Source organism: Mesorhizobium sp. WSM1497 (genome assembly GCF_001672455.2).
GTDB classification, from domain to species: domain Bacteria; phylum Pseudomonadota; class Alphaproteobacteria; order Rhizobiales; family Rhizobiaceae; genus Mesorhizobium; species Mesorhizobium ciceri.
In genome coordinates, this window is sequence record NZ_CP021070.1 from 6,078,464 (window position 1) to 6,101,226 (window position 22,763).

22 protein-coding genes are annotated in these 22,763 nt (G+C 61.1%); 15 read left to right on the forward strand and 7 right to left on the reverse strand.

Annotation, left to right across the window (positions count from 1 at the left end):
* Positions 1–2 precede the first annotated feature (2 nt).
* The 6 genes from A9K65_RS29765 (at position 3) to A9K65_RS29790 (ending at position 5,228) form a co-directional block, all read left to right on the forward strand.
* Complete coding sequence (locus tag A9K65_RS29765; RefSeq protein ID WP_013533206.1) at positions 3–764, forward strand: TIGR04290 family methyltransferase; 762 nt, start codon at positions 3–5, stop codon at positions 762–764.
* Entirely contained in the window at positions 757–1,689 is a 933-nt protein-coding gene (locus tag A9K65_RS29770) for a beta-xylosidase (RefSeq protein ID WP_027164026.1), read from the forward strand. Before A9K65_RS29765 ends, A9K65_RS29770 begins: the two co-directional genes overlap by 8 nt.
* Positions 1,690–1,714: 25 nt before the next feature.
* Positions 1,715–2,845: a glycosyltransferase gene (locus A9K65_RS29775; RefSeq protein WP_348629611.1), complete on the forward strand. Its 1,131-nt coding sequence runs from the start codon at positions 1,715–1,717 to the stop codon at positions 2,843–2,845.
* Positions 2,842–3,828 (forward strand): GNAT family N-acetyltransferase, encoded by a 987-nt coding sequence (locus A9K65_RS29780; protein WP_064993464.1) that lies wholly within the window; start codon positions 2,842–2,844, stop codon positions 3,826–3,828. The genes A9K65_RS29775 and A9K65_RS29780 overlap by 4 nt, the downstream gene beginning before the upstream one ends.
* A gap of 3 nt (positions 3,829–3,831) precedes the next feature.
* Positions 3,832–4,746 carry a class I SAM-dependent methyltransferase gene (locus A9K65_RS29785; RefSeq protein ID WP_064993463.1) on the forward strand — a complete coding sequence of 305 codons (915 nt, stop codon included), beginning with the start codon at positions 3,832–3,834 and terminating at the stop codon, positions 4,744–4,746.
* Positions 4,747–5,051: 305 nt separating this feature from the next.
* Entirely contained in the window at positions 5,052–5,228 is a 177-nt protein-coding gene (locus tag A9K65_RS29790) for a hypothetical protein (RefSeq protein ID WP_084015719.1), read from the forward strand.
* On the opposite strand, the gene A9K65_RS29795 is transcribed toward A9K65_RS29790, so the two are convergent.
* Positions 5,229–5,792 (reverse strand): sigma-70 family RNA polymerase sigma factor, encoded by a 564-nt coding sequence (locus tag A9K65_RS29795; RefSeq protein ID WP_013533212.1) that lies wholly within the window; start codon positions 5,790–5,792, stop codon positions 5,229–5,231.
* A 290-nt stretch (positions 5,793–6,082) separates the two neighbouring features.
* Between A9K65_RS29795 and A9K65_RS29800 the strand changes: the two genes are divergently transcribed.
* Positions 6,083–8,194 carry a catalase gene (locus A9K65_RS29800; protein ID WP_064993462.1) on the forward strand — a complete coding sequence of 704 codons (2,112 nt, stop codon included), beginning with the start codon at positions 6,083–6,085 and terminating at the stop codon, positions 8,192–8,194.
* A gap of 74 nt (positions 8,195–8,268) precedes the next feature.
* Here A9K65_RS29800 and A9K65_RS29805 read toward each other — a convergent pair whose 3' ends face one another.
* From A9K65_RS29805 to A9K65_RS29815, 3 genes are all read right to left on the reverse strand, one after another.
* Entirely contained in the window at positions 8,269–8,763 is a 495-nt protein-coding gene (locus A9K65_RS29805) for a hypothetical protein (RefSeq protein ID WP_013533214.1), read from the reverse strand.
* Positions 8,764–8,850: 87 nt separating this feature from the next.
* Positions 8,851–10,146: an Nramp family divalent metal transporter gene (locus A9K65_RS29810; protein ID WP_064993461.1), complete on the reverse strand. Its 1,296-nt coding sequence runs from the start codon at positions 10,144–10,146 to the stop codon at positions 8,851–8,853.
* Between the two features lie 245 nt (positions 10,147–10,391).
* Positions 10,392–11,033 carry a LysE family translocator gene (locus A9K65_RS29815; RefSeq protein ID WP_013533216.1) on the reverse strand — a complete coding sequence of 214 codons (642 nt, stop codon included), beginning with the start codon at positions 11,031–11,033 and terminating at the stop codon, positions 10,392–10,394.
* A gap of 172 nt (positions 11,034–11,205) precedes the next feature.
* Here A9K65_RS29815 and A9K65_RS29820 point away from each other — a divergent pair, with 172 nt between their 5' ends.
* The 8 genes from A9K65_RS29820 (at position 11,206) to A9K65_RS29855 (ending at position 20,634) form a co-directional block, all read left to right on the forward strand.
* Positions 11,206–12,216, forward strand: a complete 1,011-nt coding sequence (locus A9K65_RS29820) for an ATP-dependent DNA ligase (protein ID WP_027164032.1) — start codon at positions 11,206–11,208, stop codon at positions 12,214–12,216.
* Between the two features lie 106 nt (positions 12,217–12,322).
* A complete protein-coding gene (locus A9K65_RS29825) occupies positions 12,323–14,077 on the forward strand; it encodes a thiamine pyrophosphate-dependent enzyme (protein WP_063170143.1) in 1,755 nt (584 codons plus the stop codon).
* Between the two features lie 94 nt (positions 14,078–14,171).
* On the forward strand, positions 14,172–15,053 hold the full coding sequence (locus A9K65_RS29830) for a cytochrome c oxidase assembly protein (RefSeq protein ID WP_064993467.1): 882 nt from the start codon (positions 14,172–14,174) through the stop codon (positions 15,051–15,053).
* Between the two features lie 258 nt (positions 15,054–15,311).
* Positions 15,312–16,283, forward strand: coding sequence for a cytochrome c oxidase subunit II (coxB, locus tag A9K65_RS29835; RefSeq protein WP_348629577.1), 972 nt, complete (start codon positions 15,312–15,314; stop codon positions 16,281–16,283).
* Complete coding sequence (ctaD, locus tag A9K65_RS29840) at positions 16,280–18,220, forward strand: cytochrome c oxidase subunit I (protein WP_063170141.1); 1,941 nt, start codon at positions 16,280–16,282, stop codon at positions 18,218–18,220. The genes coxB and ctaD overlap by 4 nt, the downstream gene beginning before the upstream one ends.
* Complete coding sequence (locus A9K65_RS29845; RefSeq protein WP_013533222.1) at positions 18,217–18,819, forward strand: cytochrome c oxidase subunit 3; 603 nt, start codon at positions 18,217–18,219, stop codon at positions 18,817–18,819. The genes ctaD and A9K65_RS29845 overlap by 4 nt, the downstream gene beginning before the upstream one ends.
* Before the next feature lies 1 nt (position 18,820).
* Positions 18,821–19,162, forward strand: a complete 342-nt coding sequence (locus tag A9K65_RS29850; RefSeq protein WP_063170140.1) for a hypothetical protein — start codon at positions 18,821–18,823, stop codon at positions 19,160–19,162.
* 233 nt (positions 19,163–19,395) lie between these two features.
* Positions 19,396–20,634 (forward strand): cytochrome c, encoded by a 1,239-nt coding sequence (locus A9K65_RS29855; protein WP_198327535.1) that lies wholly within the window; start codon positions 19,396–19,398, stop codon positions 20,632–20,634.
* On the opposite strand, the gene A9K65_RS29860 is transcribed toward A9K65_RS29855, so the two are convergent.
* The 3 genes from A9K65_RS29860 to A9K65_RS29870 form a co-directional block, all read right to left on the reverse strand.
* The gene (locus tag A9K65_RS29860; RefSeq protein ID WP_064993458.1) at positions 20,606–21,031 is read right to left on the reverse strand and encodes a c-type cytochrome; all 426 of its coding nucleotides are present in this window, start codon (positions 21,029–21,031) and stop codon (positions 20,606–20,608) included. The genes A9K65_RS29855 and A9K65_RS29860 overlap by 29 nt on opposite strands.
* A 70-nt stretch (positions 21,032–21,101) precedes the next feature.
* Positions 21,102–21,425 carry a hypothetical protein gene (locus A9K65_RS29865; protein WP_013533226.1) on the reverse strand — a complete coding sequence of 108 codons (324 nt, stop codon included), beginning with the start codon at positions 21,423–21,425 and terminating at the stop codon, positions 21,102–21,104.
* A gap of 557 nt (positions 21,426–21,982) precedes the next feature.
* The gene (locus tag A9K65_RS29870; protein ID WP_013533227.1) at positions 21,983–22,186 is read right to left on the reverse strand and encodes a CsbD family protein; all 204 of its coding nucleotides are present in this window, start codon (positions 22,184–22,186) and stop codon (positions 21,983–21,985) included.
* Positions 22,187–22,763 lie beyond the last annotated feature (577 nt).

Sequence of the window (22,763 nt, forward strand, 5' to 3'; positions counted from 1 at the left end):
CCATGCTGCATTCCCATGCCGAAATCCGCCGCCGTATCGATGCTCTCGGCCCATGGTTCCACAACATGGAACTGGCCGGTGTCGAAACCGCTCCCAACCATTTTCTCGGCAATTACCCGCTGATCAAATGGCGCAAATTCGCCGAGGCCATTCCCGCGGATCTGACAGGCAAGACGGTGTTGGATATCGGCTGCAATGCCGGCTTCTATTCCATCGAGATGAAACGGCGAGGTGCTGCCCGTGTCCTCGGCATTGATTTCGATGAGGCTTATCTGGCGCAGGCCCGCTTTGCCGCCGAGATCGCCAATTGCGAGATCGAATTCCAGAAACTGTCGGTCTACGACGTCGGCGCCCTGCGCGAAACATTCGATATCGTGCTGTTCATGGGGGTGCTTTATCACTTGCGCCACCCGTTGCTTGCGCTCGACCTTATCCGTGAGCATGTCGCCGGTGATCTGATGATCTTCCAGTCCATGCAGCGCGGCAGCACCGATCTTCCCGAGATGGAAGAGAACTATCATTTCTGGACGCATGACCTGTTCGACCGGCCGGAATTTCCCAAGCTCCATTTCATCGAGCACCGCTATGCCGACGACCCGACCAACTGGTGGATACCCAATCGAGCCTGCACCGAAGCGATGCTGCGCAGCGCCGGTTTCGAGATCGTTCTGCACCCTGAGCAGGAGGTCTATTTCTGCCGGGCCGCAGGCGACCCGGCCAGTGGCGGTCCCGTCTACCCCTCGAAAGGACAGCGCCATGATTGAAGCCGCGATGATCTGGAACGAGCCCAACAACAAATCGCATTGGGATCCCGAGCTCGACCCCGACTGGAGCCGCTTCGCCAGGATGGCAATCCTAGCGGCGGACGCAATCGCATCTGAAAACCCGGCTTTGACCAAAGTGCTCGGTGGCATCTCGCCGATAGACCCGGGATTCATCACCCGCATGAAGGAATTCGGCGTGCTGGATCATGTCGACGCCGTCGCCGTGCACGGCTTTCCGCTCGACTGGAACCTGTGGCAAATCCAGGAATGGCCGCAGAAGATCGGCGAGATCGCGACCGTCACCGACCTTCCCATCTGGGTCAGCGAAGTCGGCGTATCGACCTTCGGCGCCGAGGAAATCCAGGTCTGGGGGCTCAAGCGAACAGCTGAATTGCTGCTCGGCAATGCACCACGCGTCCAGTGGTACAGCCTCTACGATCTTCCGCGTGAATGGGAAGCAACGACGCGTCACCGCGAAGCCGAAGGCTCCTCTTATTACCGTCATTTCCATATGGGGCTGCTGCGCCAGGACGGCACGCCAAAGCCCGCGCTGGAGGAATTCCTGCGCTATACACCCGCAATGGGACTGGTGCAGTGGTTTCATTTCGAAGATCCGCGGCTGGACGACGCTGTCGCCTGGATGAAGCGGCTGGGTGTCACCAATATGCGTACCGGGCTTTCCTGGGCGGACAGTTTTCGGCCGAATGCGCTGGACTGGTTCGACCGGCAGATGGAAGCACTCGCCGATTTTGACGTGACGGTCACCTTCTGCTTCACACCTCAGCATCGCGGAATGATGCCCCACCACACCAGCCCGCCACTGGTGCCGGAGGAGTTCGCGGAATTCTGCTCAACCATGATCCGCCGCTATGCGCCTGGCATGACATCCGCCTCGCTCCCCACGCGGCGGGCCTCGGCCGCGTGAAATCGTCATGCTGCCCATGCATCAGATGCCGGACTGCGCAACACCACTGACAGGTGGGAATGCGGCGCAGGGCACCGGGACGCAACCGGCCGCGACACTCACCGTCCTCAATGTCGCCTACCCTCTCGCGCCCGTCGGACCCGACGCTGTCGGCGGTGCCGAACAGGTTCTGTCGATGCTCGATTGGGCGTTGGTTCACGCCGGCCATCGATCTATCGTCATTGCTTGCCGTGGCTCCAGTACGAGCGGCACGCTTGTGGAAATACCGGCCGAAAACGGCATGCTCGACGAGGCGGCGAAGCGCCGCGCGCAAGAGGCCCATCGCAAAGCGATCGCCGCTGCCCGCGCCCGATGGCCCATCGATGTGGTTCATCTGCACGGCATCGATTTCGACGCTTATCTGCCCGACGATGGTCCGACCTTGGTGACCCTCCACCTGCCGTTGGATTGGTATCCGGCCGCGGCATTGCGCCCGACGCGTGGCGACCTCTGGCTTCATGCGGTCTCGCCCAGCCAGCAGAAAACCGCGCCATCAGGCGCCAGGCTGACGGCACCGATTCCGAACGGCGTCGACATCCAAGCACTGAACCTGCCGCAGCCGAAGCGCGACTTTGCCCTGGTTCTGAGCCGGGTTTGCCCGGAGAAGGGCATTCACCTGGCGCTCGATGCAGCCAAACTAGCAGGCGTTCCGCTGGTCGTCGGCGGTAAGGTCTATCCCTACGAAACACATACGCGGTACTTTCGCGACGAGGTCCAATCTCGCCTCGATGGCCGCCGCCGCTTCCTTGGTCCGCTCGGCTTCACCGCCAAGCGACGCTTTCTCAACGCAGCGCGCTGTCTGGTCATTCCGAGCCTCGCAGCCGAGACCAGCTCGCTTGTGGCCATGGAGGCCCTCGCCTGCGGGACCCCGGTAGTCGCCTTTCCAAATGGTGCGCTTCCCGACGTCATAGAGCACGGCAGAACGGGCTTTCTCGTCGACACGGTCGACGAGATGGCCCAAGCCATTCTTGCGGCGCCCAGCTTGGATGCCGAGACATGCAGGGCCGAAGCGCGACGGCGATTTTCGCTGGAACGGATGATCTCGTCTTACATGGATGCCTATCAGGCGCTGGCACAGCTTGGCACTGGTCGCCGGCGCTTGGCTGCGACGCCGTGAGCAAAGCGGTGCTGCGCTGCGAAATCATCGGTGACCCCGCGCAGTTCGACGCCTTGACGCCGCACTGGTGGAAACTGTGGCAGCAGAGTCCCTCGGCGACGCCGTTTCAATCTCCCGCCTGGCTGGTGCCATGGTGGCACGCATTCGCACCCGGTGAACTGGCGACAGTCGCGGTCTGGCGCGGCGGCGATCTAGTCGGGCTGGCGCCGCTCTATCTCGAGCACGGGACGGCCGGTTCGAAGCTGCTTCCGGTCGGCATTTCGCTCAGCGACTATCTGGACATCCTGGCTGTCCCTGGTATCGAAGCCGAGGTTGTCGGCATTATCACCGAGTCGATCTTCTCGATCGGGTGGGCGCAATGGATCTTGTCGGACTTGCCGCAGGACAGCGTCGCCCTTGCGATGAAGCATCCCGAGATGGATCGGCCGACCGCCCATGCCGCCTGCCCCGTGCTCGCCATCGCCGGCGACGAAACGCTGGCAGGCTGCGTCCCCGCAAGACGCAGACGCCAGTTGCGTCGGGCGCGCCAGGCCGCATCAAGATGCGGCGGGATTGCGCTGTCATCGGCATGCGGCAGTCCGCAAACCTTCCTCGATCAATTGATCCGCCTGCACAATGTGCGATGGGCCGAACACGGAGGGGGTATGTTGGCCAACCCCGCCGTCGAGCAATTCCATCGGCTCTCGCTTCCCTTGCTCGATGCTCATGGTCTGGTGCGATGCTGGCTGCTCGCGATCGATGACAGGACCATCGGTGCCTATTACGGATTTCACCACCGCGGCCGTGCCTACGCTTATCTGGGTGGGTTCGACCCTGCTTATGCCGAGGAGAGCCCGGGCGCGATCCTGATTGGCCACGCAATCGTGGAGTCGATCCGCGAAGATGCGCGCGAGTTCGATTTCCTGCGCGGCCAGGAGGCCTACAAATATGGCTGGGGCGCCGCCGACAGGTGGACGATGCGCAGGGTCTGGACGCGGAGTTGACCCATGAGTGTAACCGCACCGAAAGGCGCCCAGCGCCGGACATCGGTCAGGCTGGCGGTTGAAGACTGCATGGCCGACGGTATTTGCGCCGAAGGTGTTCTCGTCAGGCTGGCGCTCCACCTGCCGCCCACAATTGGGGCAGCGGAATTGGCGGAGGTCGTGCTGAAAGTCCGTCCGGCGGATACCGGCGACGCGGCAAGATTGCGGAAGGTCGCCGGACTGCTGCGCTGCAAACCAGACGTCTTTGCCATGTTGCGAGCGACGGGCGGCGCCGTTCGCCATGAGCGCAATGAGGACGAGACGAATGCCGCTGTCGTCATGCGGCTGGCGTCCAGCTTCGATGCCGCGGCAGCGATTTCGGGAGCCGCGAGTGTCCAACTGGCATCCCTCGGCGATGAGGAAAGGCTCACAGCCACGACCAACGAAATCGTCGCATGGCTGGAAGCCCGAGAATTCACCGGAAGGGAACGGAGCATTCTCGACATCGGTTGCGGCATCGGCCGTTTCGAGCGTGCGCTGTGCAAATCCTTCAAGCGGATGGTCGGTATCGATATATCGTCGCGAATGATCTCCATCGCCTCAGAGCAATGCGCCGCACTCGGCAATGTCGAGTTACGACAAACCTCCGGTCTCGATCTGGCCGATTTCGACGATGCCAGTTTCGATTGCGTGCTGGCGGTCGACAGCTTTCCCTATCTGGTTCTGGCCGGCATGGCAGAGCGGCATTTCGAAGAAATTGCGCGCGTTCTGAAACGGCCGGGCTGGCTCGCCTTGCTGAACTATTCCTATCGCGGATCGCTTTTCTCAGACCGCGACGATATCGGCCGTCTGGCGCAAGCTCATCAATTGCGGGTCCTCATCGACGGTGAGAAGCCGTTTCGATCATGGGATGGCAACGCTTTTTTGCTCGCTCGGTGAGACGGAACATTACAGCACGATGCCAGTTCGGACGTCGAGCAAAGGGCACCAACGAGTGTCCTCGATTCGAAGGAGGAGCGCGGGCTGGACGGCAATCGGATCAAGTCCGGAGGATTACGCCGCTAATCGATTGCCGAAGGACTGAACGCCACCGCGCGGGCCTGTGGTCCGCGGGGCGACCAAGGAGCAAGGAAATAAACCTGTGCAAGGGTCCGCCGGTCAGCTTCTCGGCGGTGGACACAGGCTTGTAATGCCGGGCGCTTATCACCACACTACGATCAAGGGACCGCTATCAAGAGAATGTGATGTCTCGTTCGAGCGACGATACCGCGGATCCGCTTGTCGAGATGGCGGTGGATCGGGAGATTGCCTCCCTGCTGGCAGCCATAGAGCAGGAAGAGATTCCGGACCGCCTCACCAAGCTGGCGATCGAATTGCAGAACGCGCTCGTCGAGAAGCGTCGGCGCGACGTGAACAACTGACTATCTGCGGCTGTCGACCTCGACGTCGAGCTGACCGTCCGACAGCTGGTTTCTCCTCTCCATCAATGTCTCCAGCGAACTCTCCCCTAGGAGTTCAAGGATGTTGGCGCGCGCACGGTTCAGGCGGCTTTTGACCGTCCCGACCGCGCAACCGCATATGTCGGCGGTTTCCTCGTAGCTCACTCCCAAAACGCCGATCAGCATCAGCACCTCGCGTTGGTGTTCAGGCAGTCTTTGAATGGCGCCGTGAACTTCCCTGCTCTGAACGGTCCATTCCTGGGTGGCTTCCGAAATTGGTCTCGAAGAGGCGCAGTCGAGCAGGCCTGGCGCCTCCCGGGCAGCGATCTTGACCCGGGTATAATAGGTGTTGCGCATGATGGTGAAGAGCCACGACTTCATTCGCGTACCGGGTTCGAACTTGTCGATGTTGGCGAGACCTTTGGTCAGTGTCTCCTGCACGAGATCGTCAGCATCGTCGGGGACGCGGCAGAAGGTGCGGGCGAATGCCCGCAGGGCGGGTATCAGGTCAACGATGGAAACTTCATTGGTTTCCTGGTCGGCCAAAAGGCAGCCTCCGGATGACAATGGTCCAGCTCCCAGAAGAAAGAGTGTGTGAACGCAGCCTCAGCTAAATGCATGGAAGTTTGGTTCGTTCCTCTTGCTGGAGACAACTCTTCACAATTCTTCGCGGGCGGAGATATCTGTCATGCGATCGGCGCATACCATCGCCGCAGCAGCGACGCCTCCTTCGACAGTGGTATCTACAGCGTCCGCTTTTTTACGGGAACAAAGCCGTTCACCGGCAGTTTGATGGCTTGCCACTTCAACCTTCCAGTATCGATCGAGGAGCTGTCATGGCCAAATCCGCTCGCCCCTCCGCTCGCCAATCGGCAAGTGGACTGGATCAGAATAGCGCGCGCGGAAATGGCGGCGAGTTGCACCAGATCGCGGGAGACGACACGCCTGTCCTTACCACGGCGCTCGGAACGCCTGTCTCCGACGACCAAAACACATTGCGGATCGGTGAACGCGGACCATCGCTGATCGAAGACTTTCACTTTCGCGAGAAGATTTTCCACTTCGACCACGAACGCATCCCGGAACGGGTCGTCCATGCCCGCGGCTATGGCGCGCATGGTTATTTCGAGACCTACGACTCACTTGCCAAATACACACGTGCCGACATTTTCCAGCGAGCTGGTGAAAAGACGCCGGCATTCGTTCGTTTCTCGACGGTTGCCGGCAACAAGGGCTCGTTCGATCTCGCCCGCGACGTGCGCGGCTTTGCGGTCAAGCTCTACACCAAGGAAGGCAATTGGGATTTGGTCGGCAACAACATTCCGGTCTTCTTCATCCAGGACGCCATCAAGTTTCCCGATCTGATCCACGCCGCCAAACAGGAGCCCGACCGTGCTTTTCCGCAGGCACAGACGGCGCACGACAATTTCTGGGACTTCATCAGCCTGATGCCGGAATCGATGCACATGGTGATGTGGATCATGTCGGATCGCGCCATCCCGCGTTCCTTCCGCTTCATGCAAGGCTTCGGTGTGCACACGTTCCGCCTCGTCAACGCCAAGGACGAATCCACCTTCGTCAAGTTCATCTGGAAACCCAAGCTCGGCATGCAATCGGTGGTCTGGAACGAGGCGGTCAAGATCAACGGCGCCGATCCCGACTTCCATCGCCGCGATCTGTGGGAGGCCATACAGGCCGGCAATTTCCCGGAATGGGAGTTGACGGTGCAACTGTTCGATCAGGCGTTTGCCGACAGTTTTGACTTCGATATCCTGGACGCAACGAAGATCATTCCCGAAGAGGTTCTCGAACCAATTCCGGTCGGTCGGCTGGTGCTCGACCGGATGCCGGATAATTTCTTCGCCGAGACCGAGCAGGTTGCATTCATGACGCAGAATGTGCCGCCCGGAATCGATTTCTCCAACGATCCGCTTCTGCAGGGCCGCAACTTCTCCTATCTCGATACCCAATTGAAGCGGCTGGGCAGTCCGAACTTTACCCATCTGCCGATCAATGCGCCGAAGTGCCCGTTCGCCCATTTTCAACAGGACGGGCACATGGCCATGCGCAATCCGGCCGGTCGCGCCAACTATGAACCGAACTCATGGGGACTGGGACCGCGCGAGGATCCGCAGCGTGGCTTCCGTTCTTTCTCCGATGCCGAAGAAGGGCAGAAAGTACGTCTGCGCGCGGAGAGCTTCGCCGATCACTACAGCCAGGCCCGGCAATTCTTCAACAGCCAGACACCACCGGAGCAGCGTCACATCGCAATGGCGCTGACGTTTGAACTGAGCAAGGTCCAGGCGCCGGCGATCCGCGAACGCATGGTTTCGCATTTGTTGAACATCGATGAAACGCTGGCGACCACGGTCGCCGACAAGCTCGGCATCCGTGACATGCCCGAACCTGCCGAAGCCGCCGTTCCACCGCGCGATGACTTGCCGCCGTCGCCGGCGCTCAGCATCATCCAAAACGGGCCCGACAGTTTCGAAGGCCGCAAAGTCGGTGTCATGCTCAGCGATGGAGCCGATGTCGCGCTGTTCGAGGAACTTCGTTCCGCCATCGAAGCGGAAGGCGCGGTGATGGAGGTGGTTGCGCCCAAGGTGGGCGGCGCCGAAGCCGCCGACGGCACCCACATCGAAGCAAGGCACATGATCGACGGCGGTCCATCCGTTTTGTTCGACGCGGTGGTGCTGCTCCTCTCCGAGGCGGGCGCCGAGCTACTGGTCAAGGAGGCCGCTGCGAAGGATTTCGTGTCTGATGCGTTTGCGCATTGCAAGTTCATCGGCTTCACCTCCGGGGCCGAGCCGCTCCTGATCAAAGCAGGCGTCGCTCCCGATGCCGATGAGGGGCTGAGGCGGCTGGATTCGGCAGCTTCGGTAGCTGCGTTTGTGCAGTCATGCCACAAACTGCGGCTCTGGGCGCGGGAGGCGGCTGTCAAACTTTGATGCGATGGCGTCAGCTGTTTCCGTTGGCGCGTCCGCACTCTTTGGTTTGCCGCCAACCCAGCCGGCACCGCGGTCTACGAGCGATCTTCCTTGCTGGACGCTTGTCGCCGCTGCTTCTCCAGGACCTCGTCGGTCCCGACCAGCTTCTTTGCTCCGCCTGAAATGGTCGTGGACACCACCGAAGGCGGATCGCTCGCCGGAAAGGAATCCTCCAACCCCGCCTGCAGTTGGTCCTCGAGCGTGCGTGGTTCTTCGGACCGGCCGGGCGTTCTGCGCGTGTCGATCTTCTCCAGCGACTGTTTCTTTTTCGGCGAATCGTTGGCGTTCCGGACCAGGGCGTAAAGCTGCTCGATCGCGAGTTCCTTGATCGTTTCGAAATCGGCCCGATCGTCCTTGGCAGCCTCGATTTGATCAACCATGGCTTTCTCGAAGCGGTCGAGGCTGTCGCCTCCGCAGGCATGGGAAAGGCGCAACAGGGCTTCGTTCAGCATCAACGGAGCGAAATGTGCTGAAGCTTCAAGCCTGAGCTGCCTTAAACGGTCCGGAGTTGCGGCCTGCAACTTTGACATGGACAACCTCCTTTCTCCCACAAGCGTCTCAACGGGATTTGACCGCCGATGTTCCACCGTGCCTGAACATCTGTCATGCCATGCGAGCTACAGGAACCAGCTTGCCACCAATCCCGCCGACGCCGCAAAAATCGCCAGGGTCGTCACGCCGCCCAGGATGTTCGTGCTTGTGCTGTTGACCTTGTCGCCCATGATCTTGCGATTGTTGGTCATGATGAGGATGAGAAGCAGCAGCGGCGGCGTTGAAAATCCTTGCACGATGCCGGACCAGACGAGAGCTTTCATCGGGTTGAAGCCGAAGAAATTGAGACCCACCGCCACCAGCGTTATGACCCCGATCGCGATGTAGAATTTGGGAGCCTGCCGGGGTTTGGCATGCAGGCTATTCTTCCATCCCATCGCCTGGGCGAAATCGAAAGCAGCGCCAGCGGTCATGATCGGCACGGCCAGGAAGCCGACGCCAATTACACCGGCCGCAAAGAGAATGCCGGCAGCGTCGCCGGCAAGCGGCCGCAGCGCTTCGGCCGCCTGTGCCGCTGTCTCGATCTGCGTGTGTCCGGCCTTGTAGAGCGTCGACCCGGTCGAAAGGATGATAAAATACATGATCAGATTGGAGAACGTCATGCCGATCAGGATATCGCGGCGGGATCGGCGCAGTTCACCCTCGGTGGCGCCTTTGCGCTCTTCGAGGCTCGTTCGACCCTTGGCGATCTCCTCCTCCACCTCCTGATTGGACTGCCACGTGTAAAGGTATGCGGAGAGAGTGGTCCCGACGATGGCGACGAGGATGGACAGGTACTCTCGGCTGAACTCGATTTGTGGCAACAGCGTGCCACGCAGGACGGAAGCGGCATCCGGTTTGGCAAGTACCGCGGAGACCACATAGGCAAGCAGAGCCAGAGCCAGCCACCGGAACACGTTTCGGATCAATTTGTACGATCCGAGCACCTGCAGGGCAAAAATGACGACCGCAACGGCAGTGACGACCAACGGAGCAGGCAGCGGAACGAACAGCACAATAGCCGCCGACATGGCGCCAAGGTCGGCGGCTGCCTCGATCGTGTTGCCAATCAGCACGCCCACCAGCACGGACCATAGCAGCCAACGCGGATAGAAGTCCGATATGACCTGGAAAAGCCCGCGACCCGAAACCTGGCCAAGTTTGGATGAAAGGTAGACGACGAGATACATCATCGGCAGCGTGACAGGTGCCGTCCACAGCAGGTCGGGGCCGAACCGCGCTCCGGCGCTGGCGTAGGTACCGATGGCCGAGCAGTCGTCATCGGCCGCGCCGGTGATCAGGCCAAGCCCAAGAGCCCGAACGACGCCGCCCCCTTTTCGCCTGCTTTCCCTTTGGCCAGCATTCTCGGGCGGCTTGTTCATTGAAGGCGCGTCTTTACCGGGGCCACGCAAGAAATCATGACGAACATTCCAATCGGATGGCGATGAAGCGTTGCAGCTGCATTGAGATCGAGATTCGAACCTCCGGTCAGGTTTTTTGTTCCTGGACACGGTCCCGGCCCGCGACGGCGGCGGAGCCGAACGTCAAAGCGAATGCTCCGTTTGCCTGAAGAAGAGAATGCATGTGTCAAAGCCAGTCCTTCAGGCACAAAAGCTATTTCTTGAAGTCAGCGGCTCGTACTGCCGCCGATCACCATCCGCACGCCGAGGCCGATGATGAGACAGCCGGCGAGCCGCTGCTGCCAAAGCCTTGCGCGAGGGTGCCGCATGACCCATGCGCCGACCGCGCCCGATGCCAAGGCGTAGGCTCCCAGCACCAGCACACCGGTTATCTTCTGTGTTGCGCCAAGCAGCACCAGTTGCAACGTGACGGAGCCCCTATGCGGGTCGACAAATTGCGGCAGGAACGCAACCATGAACATCAAAGGCCAGGGATTGCTCAGATTGGCGATCATTCCTTCCCGGGCGGCGGCGAGCGGCCGCAGGGCCTTGATGTCACCTGTGGGAATGGTTGCCGAGGCTGAAAGCAGCAGCCGGAAACCCAGCCACATGATATAGGCCGCCCCGGCCCATCGAAGCAGATTGAATGCCACCGGCGAGGCGTGGACAAGCGAAGACAGGCCGAATGCAATCAGCGGAAGCTGCACCAGTCCGGCGCCCAGCGTCATGCCGAGTACCGTGAACAACGCCACGCCGCGCCCGTGTCCGATGCCGCGGGCCATCACCAGCATGCTGTCGGGGCCTGGCGGCACCTGCATCAGAATGACGGTTCCGACAAAAGCTGTCCACAATGAGAGGTCGATGGGCATCTCCTTTCGCGCCGCCGATGACATCAAAGCGGCCAGCCGTCACCGGGTTCCGGCGGCAAATGAAAATGTCCATCGCGAAGGACCTGCCATGAACCCGTCAGATGGAACGCGGTGCTGTCCTGGAAGTTGAAAAGCCGGAGCCGTTCCTGAACCGGTTTTGGAGGCCTGATCCGTGCATGAGCCGATAAACGCCTTCCCGCTCCCGCTGGATACGTCTCCGATGGAGGCCAGGCTTGCCGATGCAATCCCAAGGGATGGGAACCGCTGGCAGTACGAGCCTAAATGGGACGGATTCCGCTGCCTTGCTTTCAAGAGCGACGACACCGTTGACCTGCGCGCCAAATCCGGCAAGCCGCTCGGCCGCTATTTTCCGGAAATCACGGAGATCCTGCGTGACCTCAAGCGCGGGCATTTCGTCATCGACGGCGAGATTGTCATCGAGGTGGACGGTGAGCTTTCCTTCGAGGCGCTGCAGATGCGTCTTCACCCGGCACAAAGCAGAATCCGCAAACTGAGTTCGCAGACGCCTGCCAGTCTGATCCTCTTCGACATGCTTGCCAGGCCGGGCGGCGAGGTCATCACGGGCAAACCACTTGTCGAAAGGCGGCGAGCGATCGAGGACTTCGTGACCTCCTCGAACAGTCCGGATCTTCGCCTGTCGAAGTGCACTTATGATGCAGCGACGGCGGCTCGATGGCTGAACGGGGCCGGCCATGCATCGACCGACGGCATCGTGGCCAAAGTGCTCGACGAGCATTATCTGTGCGGCGAACGTGCGATGGTGAAGGTAAAGCCGAGGCGCACCGCCGATTGCGTTGTCGGCGGTTTCCGCTATCTCGCGGGTAGCCGTGAGGTCGGCTCACTGCTCCTCGGCCTCTACAATGACGACGGCAAGCTCGATCACGTCGGCTTCACGTCGACCATCGCCAGGACCGACAGAGGAGCGCTCACGCGCCGGCTGGAAGGGCTGCGGTCAGAGCCCGGATTCACCGGCAAGGCGCCCGGCGGCCCGAGCCGCTGGAGCACGGAGCGCAGCGGACAATGGGAGCCTTTGGAACCTGAACTGGTGGTGGAGGTCCGCTTCGACCACGTCACCGGCAATCGGTTTCGCCATGGCACCAAACTGCTGCGCTGGCGCCCCGACAAGGCGCCACGGCAATGCACGTTCGAGCAGATCGAATAAACCGCCCCAGGAAGATCGCCCCAGAAACCTGTCACGATTTATTGCGACGAAGGAACCAACTCGGGATTCACCGGTTCGGACACCATCCACCCGGAGCTACCCTGACATGCCGAATGCAGCAGAAATTCTGATCGACACACTCGTCGCCTGGGACGTGGAGGTGGTGTTCGGCTTGCCGGGAGACGGCATAAACGGGGTCATGGAAGCGTTGCGGACGCGGCGCGACAAAATTGCCTTCGTTCAGGTCCGGCATGAAGAGTCGGCTGCCTTCATGGCATGTGCATATGCCAAGTGGACAGGAAAGCTGGGCGTGTGCCTTGCGACGTCCGGCCCCGGCGGAACACATCTTCTGACCGGCCTCTATGACGCCAAGCTCGACCAGGCTCCGGTGCTGGCGATTACGGGCATGCAGTTCCACGATCTGATCGAGACGTTCACGCAACAGGATGTCGATCTGACGCGCGTGTTCAACGATGTCTCCGTTTATAACGCCCATGTTGCCGATGCCGCGCATATGGAAAACGTCGCCAGCCTTGCCTGCCGAACGGCGCTGGCGCGCAAGGGCGTCGCCCATCTTTCGATTGCCAGCGACATCCAGGAGCAGGAGCGTGATCCGTCGAAGCGCTCCAAGCGCAATCGCCCGGCGCACACGCCGCAGGATATGTTCGCCGGTCACAGCGTACCGCTGGACGTTGAGCTCGACAAAGCCGCCGCCATTCTCAATGACGCTTCGCGGGTTGCGATCTTGGCCGGGCGCGGCGCCATCGGCGCGGCCGCCGAACTCGAACACACGGCGCGCCTGCTGCAGGCGCCTGTCGCGAAGGCTTTGCTGGGCAAGGCGGTGCTGCCGGACGACCATCCCTACACCACCGGCGGGATCGGCATTCTTGGAACCCTGGCTTCGCAAGAGGCGATGGAGAACTGTGACGCGGTGCTGATTGTCGGTTCGACCTTCCCCTACATCGAATACTACCCGCAGCCCGGACAGGCCCGTGGCGTCCAGATCGACTGCGATGCGCAACGGATCGGCTTGCGCTTTCCGGTCGAGGCCGGCCTCGTCGGCGACGCGGCCGAGACATTGCGCGCGCTCAACCAGCGCCTGACGCAAAAGCCCTCCGATGAATTCCTGCGCCGTTCCCAGGAGACCATGAGAAAATGGCGCGAGATGATGCGGCAGTCGGAAGACATGCAGGCGCAACCATTGAAGCCACAAGCGATTGCCCGGGCGTTCGGACAAAGATTGGCGGACGACACAGTGCTGGCCACGGATTCCGGTCAGAATACGGAGCTGGCCGCCCGCCATGTCGATCTTCGCAGCGGCCAGGCATTTGGGGTGTCCGGATCGCTGGCGTCGATGGCTTGCGGTCTGGCCTACGCCATCGCTGCCGGCATAGCGTTTCCCGGTCGACCGATTGCCGCCATCGTCGGCGATGGCGGCTTTGCCATGCAGCTCGGCGAATTCTCGACGGCGGTGCGCTACAAGATCCCGCTGAAGGTTCTGGTGATCAAGAACAACATGCTCAATCAGATCGCCTGGGAGCAGATGATGTTTCTGGGCAACCCGCAATTCGGTTGCGAATTGCAGCCGATCGATTTTGCCAAGGCGGCAGAAGCAATGGGCGCAAAGGGTTTTCGCATCGAGCGGGCCGATCAGATCGAGACGGTTCTCGACCAGGCTTTCGCCACGCAAGGCCCTGTCGTGATCGAAGCGCTGGTAGATGCCTATGAGCCGCTGATGCCGCCCAAAATGCCGGCAGACTACGCCAAGAACTTCCGCCAGGCCCTGCCGCGGACGCCGGGACACGAACGCATAGAAGAAAATATCGCCCGTGAGCCGGCGAAATCGATGATGGATGCCTAGAGGCGGCGCAGGGAGGTGGAACAGCGCGCCTCAGTGGCTTCATTCTGAATCTTTCCAGATGAACCCGCGCTCTTCCGGGTGACGGATGCGGATCATGAGCTTCGACGCGCTCTTTTCGACCTCGATTTGCTATGGCAACGGCGCTCCGCAGGCTGGTTGGACTCTGGCGCTACCCATCACATTGCCACTGGCGGCAATCCTTTTGCTGTATGTTGCCGGCGCTGGCCGGCTGTGGCGACGGAGCGGACGTGGACGTCGCTTGCGATCGCGGCAGGCCTTGCTGTTTGCTGCCGGCTGGTCCGTCCTGGCGTTCGCCTTTGTAAGCCCGATCCATGCATTGGGCGAAGATGTGTTTGCGGCGCACATGATCGAGCACGAATTGCTGATGGCGGTCGCAGCGCCTCTGCTGGTTGCCTCCCGCCCGACGGCGGCGATGATGTGGGCCCTGCCGGTACAGCTGCGCCAGATATTCGGAGTGGCTGGACATGCAAATGCGCTTCGGGCGGTCTGGGCGTTCATCAGCCGTCCTGTGGTCGCGACCGTCCTGCACGGAGCCGCGATATGGATCTGGCATGTCCCGGCGCTGTTCGAGGCTGCCCTCCAGCAGGGCTTCCTGCACTATGCCCAGCACGCGAGTTTCCTCGGTAGCGGGCTTTTGTTCTGGTGGGTGCTGCTGCCTCGCCTTGGCCGCGAGCAGGCTTGCGGCAATGCCGTGATGCATCTTTTCTTCACCTCCCTCCACACCGGGCTGCTCGGGGTGTTGCTCGTCGTCTCGCCCAGGCTGTGGTATCCGGATAATGCGATCGGCTCGGATTTATGGGGGCTCAACCCGCTCGAGGACCAGCAACTTGCAGGCTTGATCATGTGGATTCCCGCCGGCCTGATCTATGGCGGAGCCGCACTGCTCCTGGTCGCTTTCTGGATTCAAACGAGCAGTCCGCGGCAACAGGCTTTCCAGCAGTTGCGCATCGTCTAACCCGCACCGCTTCGCGTCGGTTTTCAGCCGGGGGGGTGTTGCCAAGCATCCTTTTTCAGTCAGCCGCGTTATGGCCTTGGCAACGATGGTGGATCCTTCATGGCGAGGTGCATGAGTCCGTTGGCCAGCTCTCGCAGGCTGACACGACCGCGAATGTCGCTTGCCCCCACATGTCCTAGGCAAATCTTGCCTGGCACCGTTCAGGGAACGGCCGCGCAACGGCGTTTGAGGGCGATCAGCGCAGCGCCGATATTGGCCTTGGCAGGATGCGGCGACAAGCAATCGGCCCTCCATGCACACGGTGCGAATGCCCGGAGAATCCTTGATCTGATCTGGTCTTTCAGCGCAATCGCAGTGGCCACGTGGCTGCCTGTCATGTTGATCCTGGCGGCAGCGCTTTTGCGTCGTCGCCTGTCCGAGACAACGCGCTCGCCGCTCGAGATCGATTCTCGTCAGGAGCGCCGATTTACCCGCGCTGTCGGCAGCGCCATTGCGTTGACCGTTCTGGTGCTCGTCATGATGACGATAGCGAGTTTTTTCGCCGGCAAATCCATTGCTTCGCTGAGTGGAACGGAAACGCTTGCCGTGCGCATCACCGGGCACCAATGGTGGTGGGAGGTCCGGTATCCCGGAGATGATCGGTCCCAATCGATCGTCACGGCAAATGAAATCCATGTCCCGGTTGGCGAACCGGTCAAGGTCGAACTCGATTCGCTCGATGTCATTCATAGCTTCTGGGTGCCGAACCTTGCCGGCAAGCGCGATCTCATTCCGGGCCGGCCGAGTGAGCTCACACTCGTCGCCGATAAGCCCGGCATCTATCGTGGCCAGTGTGCCGAATTCTGCGGCTATCAGCACGCCCATATGGCCATCACCGTCATCGCGGAAAGCCGCGAAGCGTTCGAAGCATGGCAATCCAGGCAAAACGCCGTCGCATCCGCGCCTGGCGGCGACGAAGAGCGCCGCGGCCAACAGGCATTTCTGTCCACCGGCTGTGCGCTCTGCCACACGATAAGAGGCACGCCTGCCAGCGGAACGGTGGGACCTGACCTAACTCATCTCGCCAGCCGACGCGCACTGGCCGCGGATACGCTCGCCATGACCCCTGGCGCGCTCGCCGCCTGGATCGCCGATCCACAGTCGATAAAGCCCGGCGCCAAGATGCCGCGCATTGCCCTTAGCGCCGACGATCTCAACGCGGTCGTCACCTATCTCGGAAGCCTCGAATGAGTGGCCTTGCGGGAAAGCCGGCCGAGCACACTCAGGAGGCCCTGAAAGGCATCCGTGACACCGGTCTCGAAGAGGTGAGACTGCGCGCCTTTCTGGCGCATGCCTGGCGAACGCCGAAAGGCTTCTACGGCTGGCTGGTCACGGTCGATCACAAGCTGATCGGACGGCGCTATATCGTGACGGCTTTCCTGTTTCTCATCCTTGCGGGTCTGTCAGCGCTCGCCATGCGCTTCCAGCTTGCCCAGCCTGAGGCCGGCCATATCGGTCCCGATCTCTACAACCAGCTGTTCACCATGCACGGCACGACGATGATGTTTCTGTTTGCCGTGCCGGTGATGGAAGCTTTCGCCATTTACCTGGTGCCGCTGATGATCGGCACTCGCAATGTCGCCTTTCCGCGGCTCAATGCATTCAGCTACTGGGTCTATCTTTCCGGCGGGCTGATGATCTGGATCGCCTTCGCCTTCGAAACCGGTGCGGATGCCGGCTGGTTTTCCTATGTGCCGCTCGCCGGACCCGAATATGGCGTCGGCAAGCGCCCCGATTTCTGGGCGCAGATGGTGACCTACACCGAAGTGTCCGCCCTCGCGGTAGCGGTCGAGATCATCGCGACAGTTTTCAAACAACGTGCCCCCGGCATGTCGCTCGACCGCATCCCGCTCTATGTCTGGTCCGTCCTCGTTACGGCTTTCGTCATCCTGTTCGCCATGCCGGCCGTGATGGTCTCGAGCACAATGCTGATCCTCGACCGCCTGGTCGGCACAAAATTTTTCGACCCCGTAGCAGGCGGCGATGCACTGCTGTGGCAGCATCTGTTCTGGTTCTTCGGCCATCCCGAGGTCTATATCATCTTCATTCCGGCGACCGGCTTCGTTTCCGCGATCCTGCCGACCTTCGTTCGCCGCCCGGTGTTCGGCTATCTCGGGATCGTGCTGTCGTTGATCGCGATCGGTTTTCTTTCCTTCGGCCTGTGGGTGCACCACATGTTCGCTACCGGCCTGCCGCAACTCGGCGAGAGCTTCTTCACCGCTTCCTCGATGATGATCGCCATTCCGAGCGGCGTTCAGATCTTCTGCTGGATTGCGACGATCTGGGGCGGCCGGCCGATCTTCGCCACGCCCATGCTTTTCGTTCTCGGCTTCATCTTCACCTTTGTGATCGGCGGCCTGACCGGCGTCATGGTCGCCTCGGTGCCGCTCGACCTGCAGGTGCACGACACCTATTTCGTGGTTGCCCATTTCCATTATGTGCTGGTCGGGGGCGCCGTCTTCCCCCTGCTCGGCGCCGTTTATTACTGGTTTCCCAAGATCACCGGACGCATGCTGTCCGAGAGGCTCGGCCGCTGGAATTTCTGGCTGGTCTTCCTCGGGTTCAATCTCACCTTCTTCCCCATGCATATTCTCGGTCTGCAAGGCATGCCGCGCCGCGTTTATACGTATCCGCCGGCGAGCGGCTGGGGCGAGATGAACCTCTTCATCAGCCTCTCTTCGCTGGTGGTGTTCGCGGGCTTCGCGCTTTTCTTCCTGAATCTCTTTCTCAGCCTCCGCAACGGCCGCATTGCAGGAGACAATCCCTGGGGCGCGAGCACGCTCGAATGGGCGACGACGTCGCCGCCGCCCTCCTACGATTTTTCGCGGCTGCCCGTGGTAACTCACCGCGAACCGCTTTGGGCCGAGCCCGATGTGCTCCCAGTGGTCGAAGGTCTGCGTGTCGACGCCCGCGAGGTGCTCGCCGGCACGGTCGCCGATGCGATGCCGCAAGTAAGGGTACCATCGGCTGACAACTCGATCTGGCCGTTGCTGTCGGCCATCGCAGTCGGCGGCGCATTTCTCGGTTCGATATACACGCCGTGGGCGGTGGTCTGGGGAGCGATCCCGGTTTCGATCGGCTTTATCTGCTGGTTCTGGCCGAAAGGCGAACCGGAGGACGAGGAATGAGGCACCGCCCCGTCGCCGACGTCAGTCACCTGCCCACATACGATTTCGGGTCAGCGAGCCCGATGTGGTGGGGAACCCTTGCCTTCATTGCCCTCGAGGCAACCGGTTTTGCCTTGGCGATAGGCACTTACTTCTATCTGGCCGTGCTGGCCCGGCATTGGCCCATTGGGGCCCCTGCGCCAGATCTGCTGCCGGGGACGGCAGTACTGGTTATTCTGGTTGCGAGCGTCGTGCCCAACCACATGATCGAGGTTTGGGCACGTCGCCAGGACCTGGCGAAAGTTCGCCTTGGCATGGTCGTCATGTCGATCGTCGGCATTCTTCCGCTGATCGTTCGCATCTGGGAATTTCCGGCTCTGCGGATTTCCTGGGATCAGAACGCTTACGGATCGATCGTCTGGTTCCTGCTCGGGCTGCATACGACGCATCTCCTTACCGATGTCGGCGACACGATCGTCCTGGCGGTTCTCATGTTCACGCAAAAAGGCAAGGCAGGCCGCCGCTTCAGCGACGTCTCGGACAACGCCTTCTACTGGGACTTCGTCGTCGTCTCATGGGTCGTGCTCTATCTTGTTATCTATTGGGCTCCGAGGATGTGAGATGCAGGCGATCCGTACCGGCGTTTCCTGGGCAGGCCTGGTCAGCGGACCAGTTGCGTGGGCAATAACGCTGCAGCTCGATTATTCGATTGCATCCTGGCAATGCCATGCCGGCTTTCGTCCCACTGCCTTGTTCTCGTTGATAGGCGCCGCGGTCGCCCTGGCAGGCGCGCTGCTGTCGTGGCACGCCGTTCATGACCGCGGACATGGTACGGTTCCGCCCCGGAAGGCGCGCACGCGCGCATTCCTTGCAAGGACTTCCGTGGGCATCGGGGCGCTGTTCACGCTCATCTTGCTGGCGCAGCTGATGGCAGGGCTGATCTTCAGCGGGTGCGAACTGTGACGAGGTCAAAGACCCGGAGATTGGCCGTCCGCCGGTGCCCGCCTTGGCCTGCCGCGGGCATTCCATTCCCGGCCGTCACCTCCCGGGCGGTCGCGCTCGTCTTGGCATCGTTGGCGCTTTGCACTGAGCTGCGGGCGAGCGAAATCCAGAAGGGTGAATACCTTACCCGAGCGGCCGACTGCATCGGCTGCCACACGTCCAATCCGAGCCGCCCGTTCGCTGGAGGCTATCGCGTGCCGACACCCTTCGGCGACGTATACTCGACCAACATCACACCTGATCCTGACACGGGCATTGGACGCTACTCCGCCGACGAGTTCGTGCGGGCCGTGCGGAAAGGTATCAGGCGCGATGGAGCCGATCTCTATCCCGCCATGCCCTATGACAGCTTCGCCGCGATGAGCCGCGAGGACGTGCTTGCGATCCGGGCCTACCTCCTGGCGCAGCCGCCGATCTCCCAGCCGCAGCCGCGAAACATCCTGCCTTTTCCATTCAACCAGCGCTGGACAGTTGCGCTGTGGAAGCTCGCGAACCTGCATACCGGCAGTTTCACGCCCGATCGGAACCGGACCGCCGCATGGAACAGGGGAGCCTACCTGGTCGAGGTGCTCGGCCACTGCGGTGCCTGCCACACGCCAAGGAATGCGACGTTCGGCATGGATGAAGACCACAAGCTTGCCGGCGGCACCGCCGGCATCTGGCAGGCCTTCAACATCACCAGCGACAAGATCGCAGGCGTCGGCGGCTGGAGCAACGAAGAGCTGTCTCGATTTCTCAAAACCGGCGCCGTTCCCGGGAAGGCTTATGCGGGCGGGCCGATGGCGGAAACGGTCATGAACAGCCTGCAACATCTTTCCGATGACGATATCCAGGCCATCGTCGCTTATCTCAGGGACGTGCCCGCCCAATCGGGAGACGAAAAGCAGCCGCGGTTCTCATGGGGTAACGCGGCCACGGCCGACGGCGATGCTGGAACCGAAGGGATGACGCAAGGCAGCGGGACCGCAGCCGGCGATGATCTCTATCGATCGCTCTGTTCGACGTGCCATGGGGCGAACGGAGGCGGATCGTCAGACGGATCCTATCCGTCCTTGACCCGCAACAGCACCCCCGGCGCGGCCACGCCCGAGGATGTCGCCATGACCATCCTTGAAGGCGTCAAAGCTGGCGACGTGGCGGGGCGTAAATCGATGGCGGCCTTCGGCGGCTGGCTGGACGATGGCCAGGTGGCAGCCCTTGCAAATTACGTCACCGCTCGGTTCGGAAATCCCGACGTCAGCGTTACCGCGGCCGATATACGCCAGATGCGAGCCGGCTCGACAACAGGCCAGACAATCATGGTTCTGGCGGCTCAATCACTTGTGGCGTGCGCCGCCGTGTTGATGCCTGGGCTGCTGCTTCTGCTGGCAAGGCGCCTGCGCCGTCGGACCAGTTCAGTGCGCCTCATGTCCGCGCATAGAGATAGGCGGTGATGTCGCGCGCCTCTTGAGGCGACAGATTTGTATTGGGCATGGCCGTGTTCGGGTCTACGTCCCGCGCTCTGCTGATCCAGCGCATCATCGCATCCGGGCTGGCTCGCGATGCCCCGATATATCCTCTTTCGACGACGCCCTGCAGGGAGGGACCGACGGTACCACGGGCGCCGGGGACCCCCGGGATTTCGTGACATCCGCCACAGCCGTTGCGGATCATGGCCGGGATGGCTCGTTGAGGGTCGCCGCCGATCGCCTGCACAAGCGTGGTTTCTCGCAGACTGTTGCTGCGAACCGATCCGCTGGCGAAGACGGCAAAACCGATGACGACAGCCGCCGATGCTCCTGCCAACCACCAGAATTGGGGCGGCGCTTGCTTGGCGGCCTGCCGGTTCATCTGCGCTTACCGCTCTCAGCGCTCAATGCGCTGCCGAAGCACTGGTCCGGCAACGGATTGAGGAGCCGGGTCATTTATTACAGTTCTGCACATTCGATGTTGTCGTGCCGGTCGCGGTGTTGTTGTCGATGTCGTTGCCTGCCGAATCTTTGCAGCGGTCAGTCATGCCACCTGATTTCGTTGTGGAATTTGTCGAATTTGTAGTGCTCGGATCGGAAGGATTCACGGACGTTCCAGAGCCGGTGCCGCTGTTGCCGCCGGTATTTCCCGACGTAGCCCCGGTGCCGTCGTTCGAGCCCGAACCGCTGTTGGAGCCGGAACTGTTCGACTGTGCCACTGCCGATGTGGCCAATGTGAGCGCGAGCACAGCGGCGGACAGAAGTTTGACGATCATGGTGGATCTCCTGGTTGGGTGTACCGCCACCAAACCAATCCTTTCCTGATATGTTCCCGGCGAAATCGTGTTCAGCAAGATTCTTGTGAAACAGGTTTTTGTGCCGGCACTGCAGACCGGCTAGCCGCGCGACGGCGGTCGATATAGGTGCGCCGCCTTGGCGTCGTCCGGCCGCGGAAGCAGCGCTGGCCGCGGAAGCAGCGCTGGCCGCATGCCCTCGCCTGAAGCATAGTTGCTCACTGGTGGCCGCTGCCCGCGTCCCCGACCAATGCCCGATCATCCCCGGATCGGAGACAGCTCAATCATCGCCATGAAAGTCATAGCAACGGGCCGAACACGAATATAGCCAGTAGAGCAAGAAAAATCACGGCGATAACTGCGATCGCCCACGTGACAATTCTTCTTGTCCCCCGTTGCTCCTGCTTGCGAGAGATATTTTCAGCCACAGTACGAAATCCTTGCTGCAAAACTCAACCGACGACAAGGCTCAGCGCCCGCATGGTCCTGCCGGACTGTTGGGCCGCGTCCTGGAATGGCCACAGCCGGGGCTCACATGCCTACCAACCCTGCCGCCCGTACCAATCGTCGACATCGCGCCGCACGCGGTCCTTTTCGATGCCGTAACGCTCCTGGATCTTGCCTTCGAGTTGATCGCGCTTGCCGGCGATGCGGTCAAGGTCGTCATCGGTGAGTTTGCCCCACTGCTCCTTGACCTTGCCTTTCACCTGTTTCCAGTTTCCTTCCACGCGGTTCCAGTCCATGACACCGTTCTCCCTGTTTTGGAAAGGTCCGGAATAGGAAACGCAATCCAGTCAAGGATGTTCCTGGAAACAGCCAACGCGCTGCCCGATGCCGAATCGGTTGCCAGAGTTATCGCCCCTTGCGGTCCGCAAAGTACGTTCGAGCCAACTTTCAGCCGAGCCATCGTCGCTCGCTCAAACCCGCGTATTGCACGTCATATGCCAAGGCTCTAAACGGCTCCGACGATGCTTTACATTCGTGCCCGATCACGTTTGAGTGCTGTCAGGCAATCAGCGCTAACTCCAGCGGAGGCGACAACACACCATCGCCGCCTAATCTCCCTACTCCCACTCGATGATCAACCGGACCTTCAACACACTGGTTTTGCAGTCCAATTGCTGCCATAAATTTCCTAATACCGTTCCAAATACCGTCGGATTCTTACGCTGTTGAAAAGGCTACAACAATGTAGTCGCTGTCGCGGCATGCATCCTTTTGACTGCATCATTTCCGTAGCGATTTCGCAGCGCCAAACAGAATGGCGCGTGGGCGCCATTTCCGCCAGCGGATGCGGTAAGCAAACCGACACAGGACAGC

Coding starts and splice junctions, on each gene's coding strand:
- A9K65_RS29765 (WP_013533206.1), top strand. CDS start 3: ATGCTGCATTCCCATGCCGAAATCCGCCGCCGTATCGATGCTCTCGGC.
- A9K65_RS29770 (WP_027164026.1), top strand. CDS start 757: ATGATTGAAGCCGCGATGATCTGGAACGAGCCCAACAACAAATCGCAT.
- A9K65_RS29775 (WP_348629611.1), top strand. CDS start 1,715: ATGCCGGACTGCGCAACACCACTGACAGGTGGGAATGCGGCGCAGGGC.
- A9K65_RS29785 (WP_064993463.1), top strand. CDS start 3,832: ATGAGTGTAACCGCACCGAAAGGCGCCCAGCGCCGGACATCGGTCAGG.
- A9K65_RS29790 (WP_084015719.1), top strand. CDS start 5,052: ATGTCTCGTTCGAGCGACGATACCGCGGATCCGCTTGTCGAGATGGCG.
- A9K65_RS29800 (WP_064993462.1), top strand. CDS start 6,083: ATGGCCAAATCCGCTCGCCCCTCCGCTCGCCAATCGGCAAGTGGACTG.
- A9K65_RS29805 (WP_013533214.1), bottom strand. CDS start 8,763: ATGTCAAAGTTGCAGGCCGCAACTCCGGACCGTTTAAGGCAGCTCAGG.
- A9K65_RS29810 (WP_064993461.1), bottom strand. CDS start 10,146: ATGAACAAGCCGCCCGAGAATGCTGGCCAAAGGGAAAGCAGGCGAAAA.
- A9K65_RS29815 (WP_013533216.1), bottom strand. CDS start 11,033: ATGCCCATCGACCTCTCATTGTGGACAGCTTTTGTCGGAACCGTCATT.
- A9K65_RS29825 (WP_063170143.1), top strand. CDS start 12,323: ATGCCGAATGCAGCAGAAATTCTGATCGACACACTCGTCGCCTGGGAC.
- A9K65_RS29830 (WP_064993467.1), top strand. CDS start 14,172: ATGAGCTTCGACGCGCTCTTTTCGACCTCGATTTGCTATGGCAACGGC.
- ctaD (WP_063170141.1), top strand. CDS start 16,280: ATGAGTGGCCTTGCGGGAAAGCCGGCCGAGCACACTCAGGAGGCCCTG.
- A9K65_RS29845 (WP_013533222.1), top strand. CDS start 18,217: ATGAGGCACCGCCCCGTCGCCGACGTCAGTCACCTGCCCACATACGAT.
- A9K65_RS29850 (WP_063170140.1), top strand. CDS start 18,821: ATGCAGGCGATCCGTACCGGCGTTTCCTGGGCAGGCCTGGTCAGCGGA.
- A9K65_RS29860 (WP_064993458.1), bottom strand. CDS start 21,031: ATGAACCGGCAGGCCGCCAAGCAAGCGCCGCCCCAATTCTGGTGGTTG.
- A9K65_RS29865 (WP_013533226.1), bottom strand. CDS start 21,425: ATGATCGTCAAACTTCTGTCCGCCGCTGTGCTCGCGCTCACATTGGCC.
- A9K65_RS29870 (WP_013533227.1), bottom strand. CDS start 22,186: ATGGACTGGAACCGCGTGGAAGGAAACTGGAAACAGGTGAAAGGCAAG.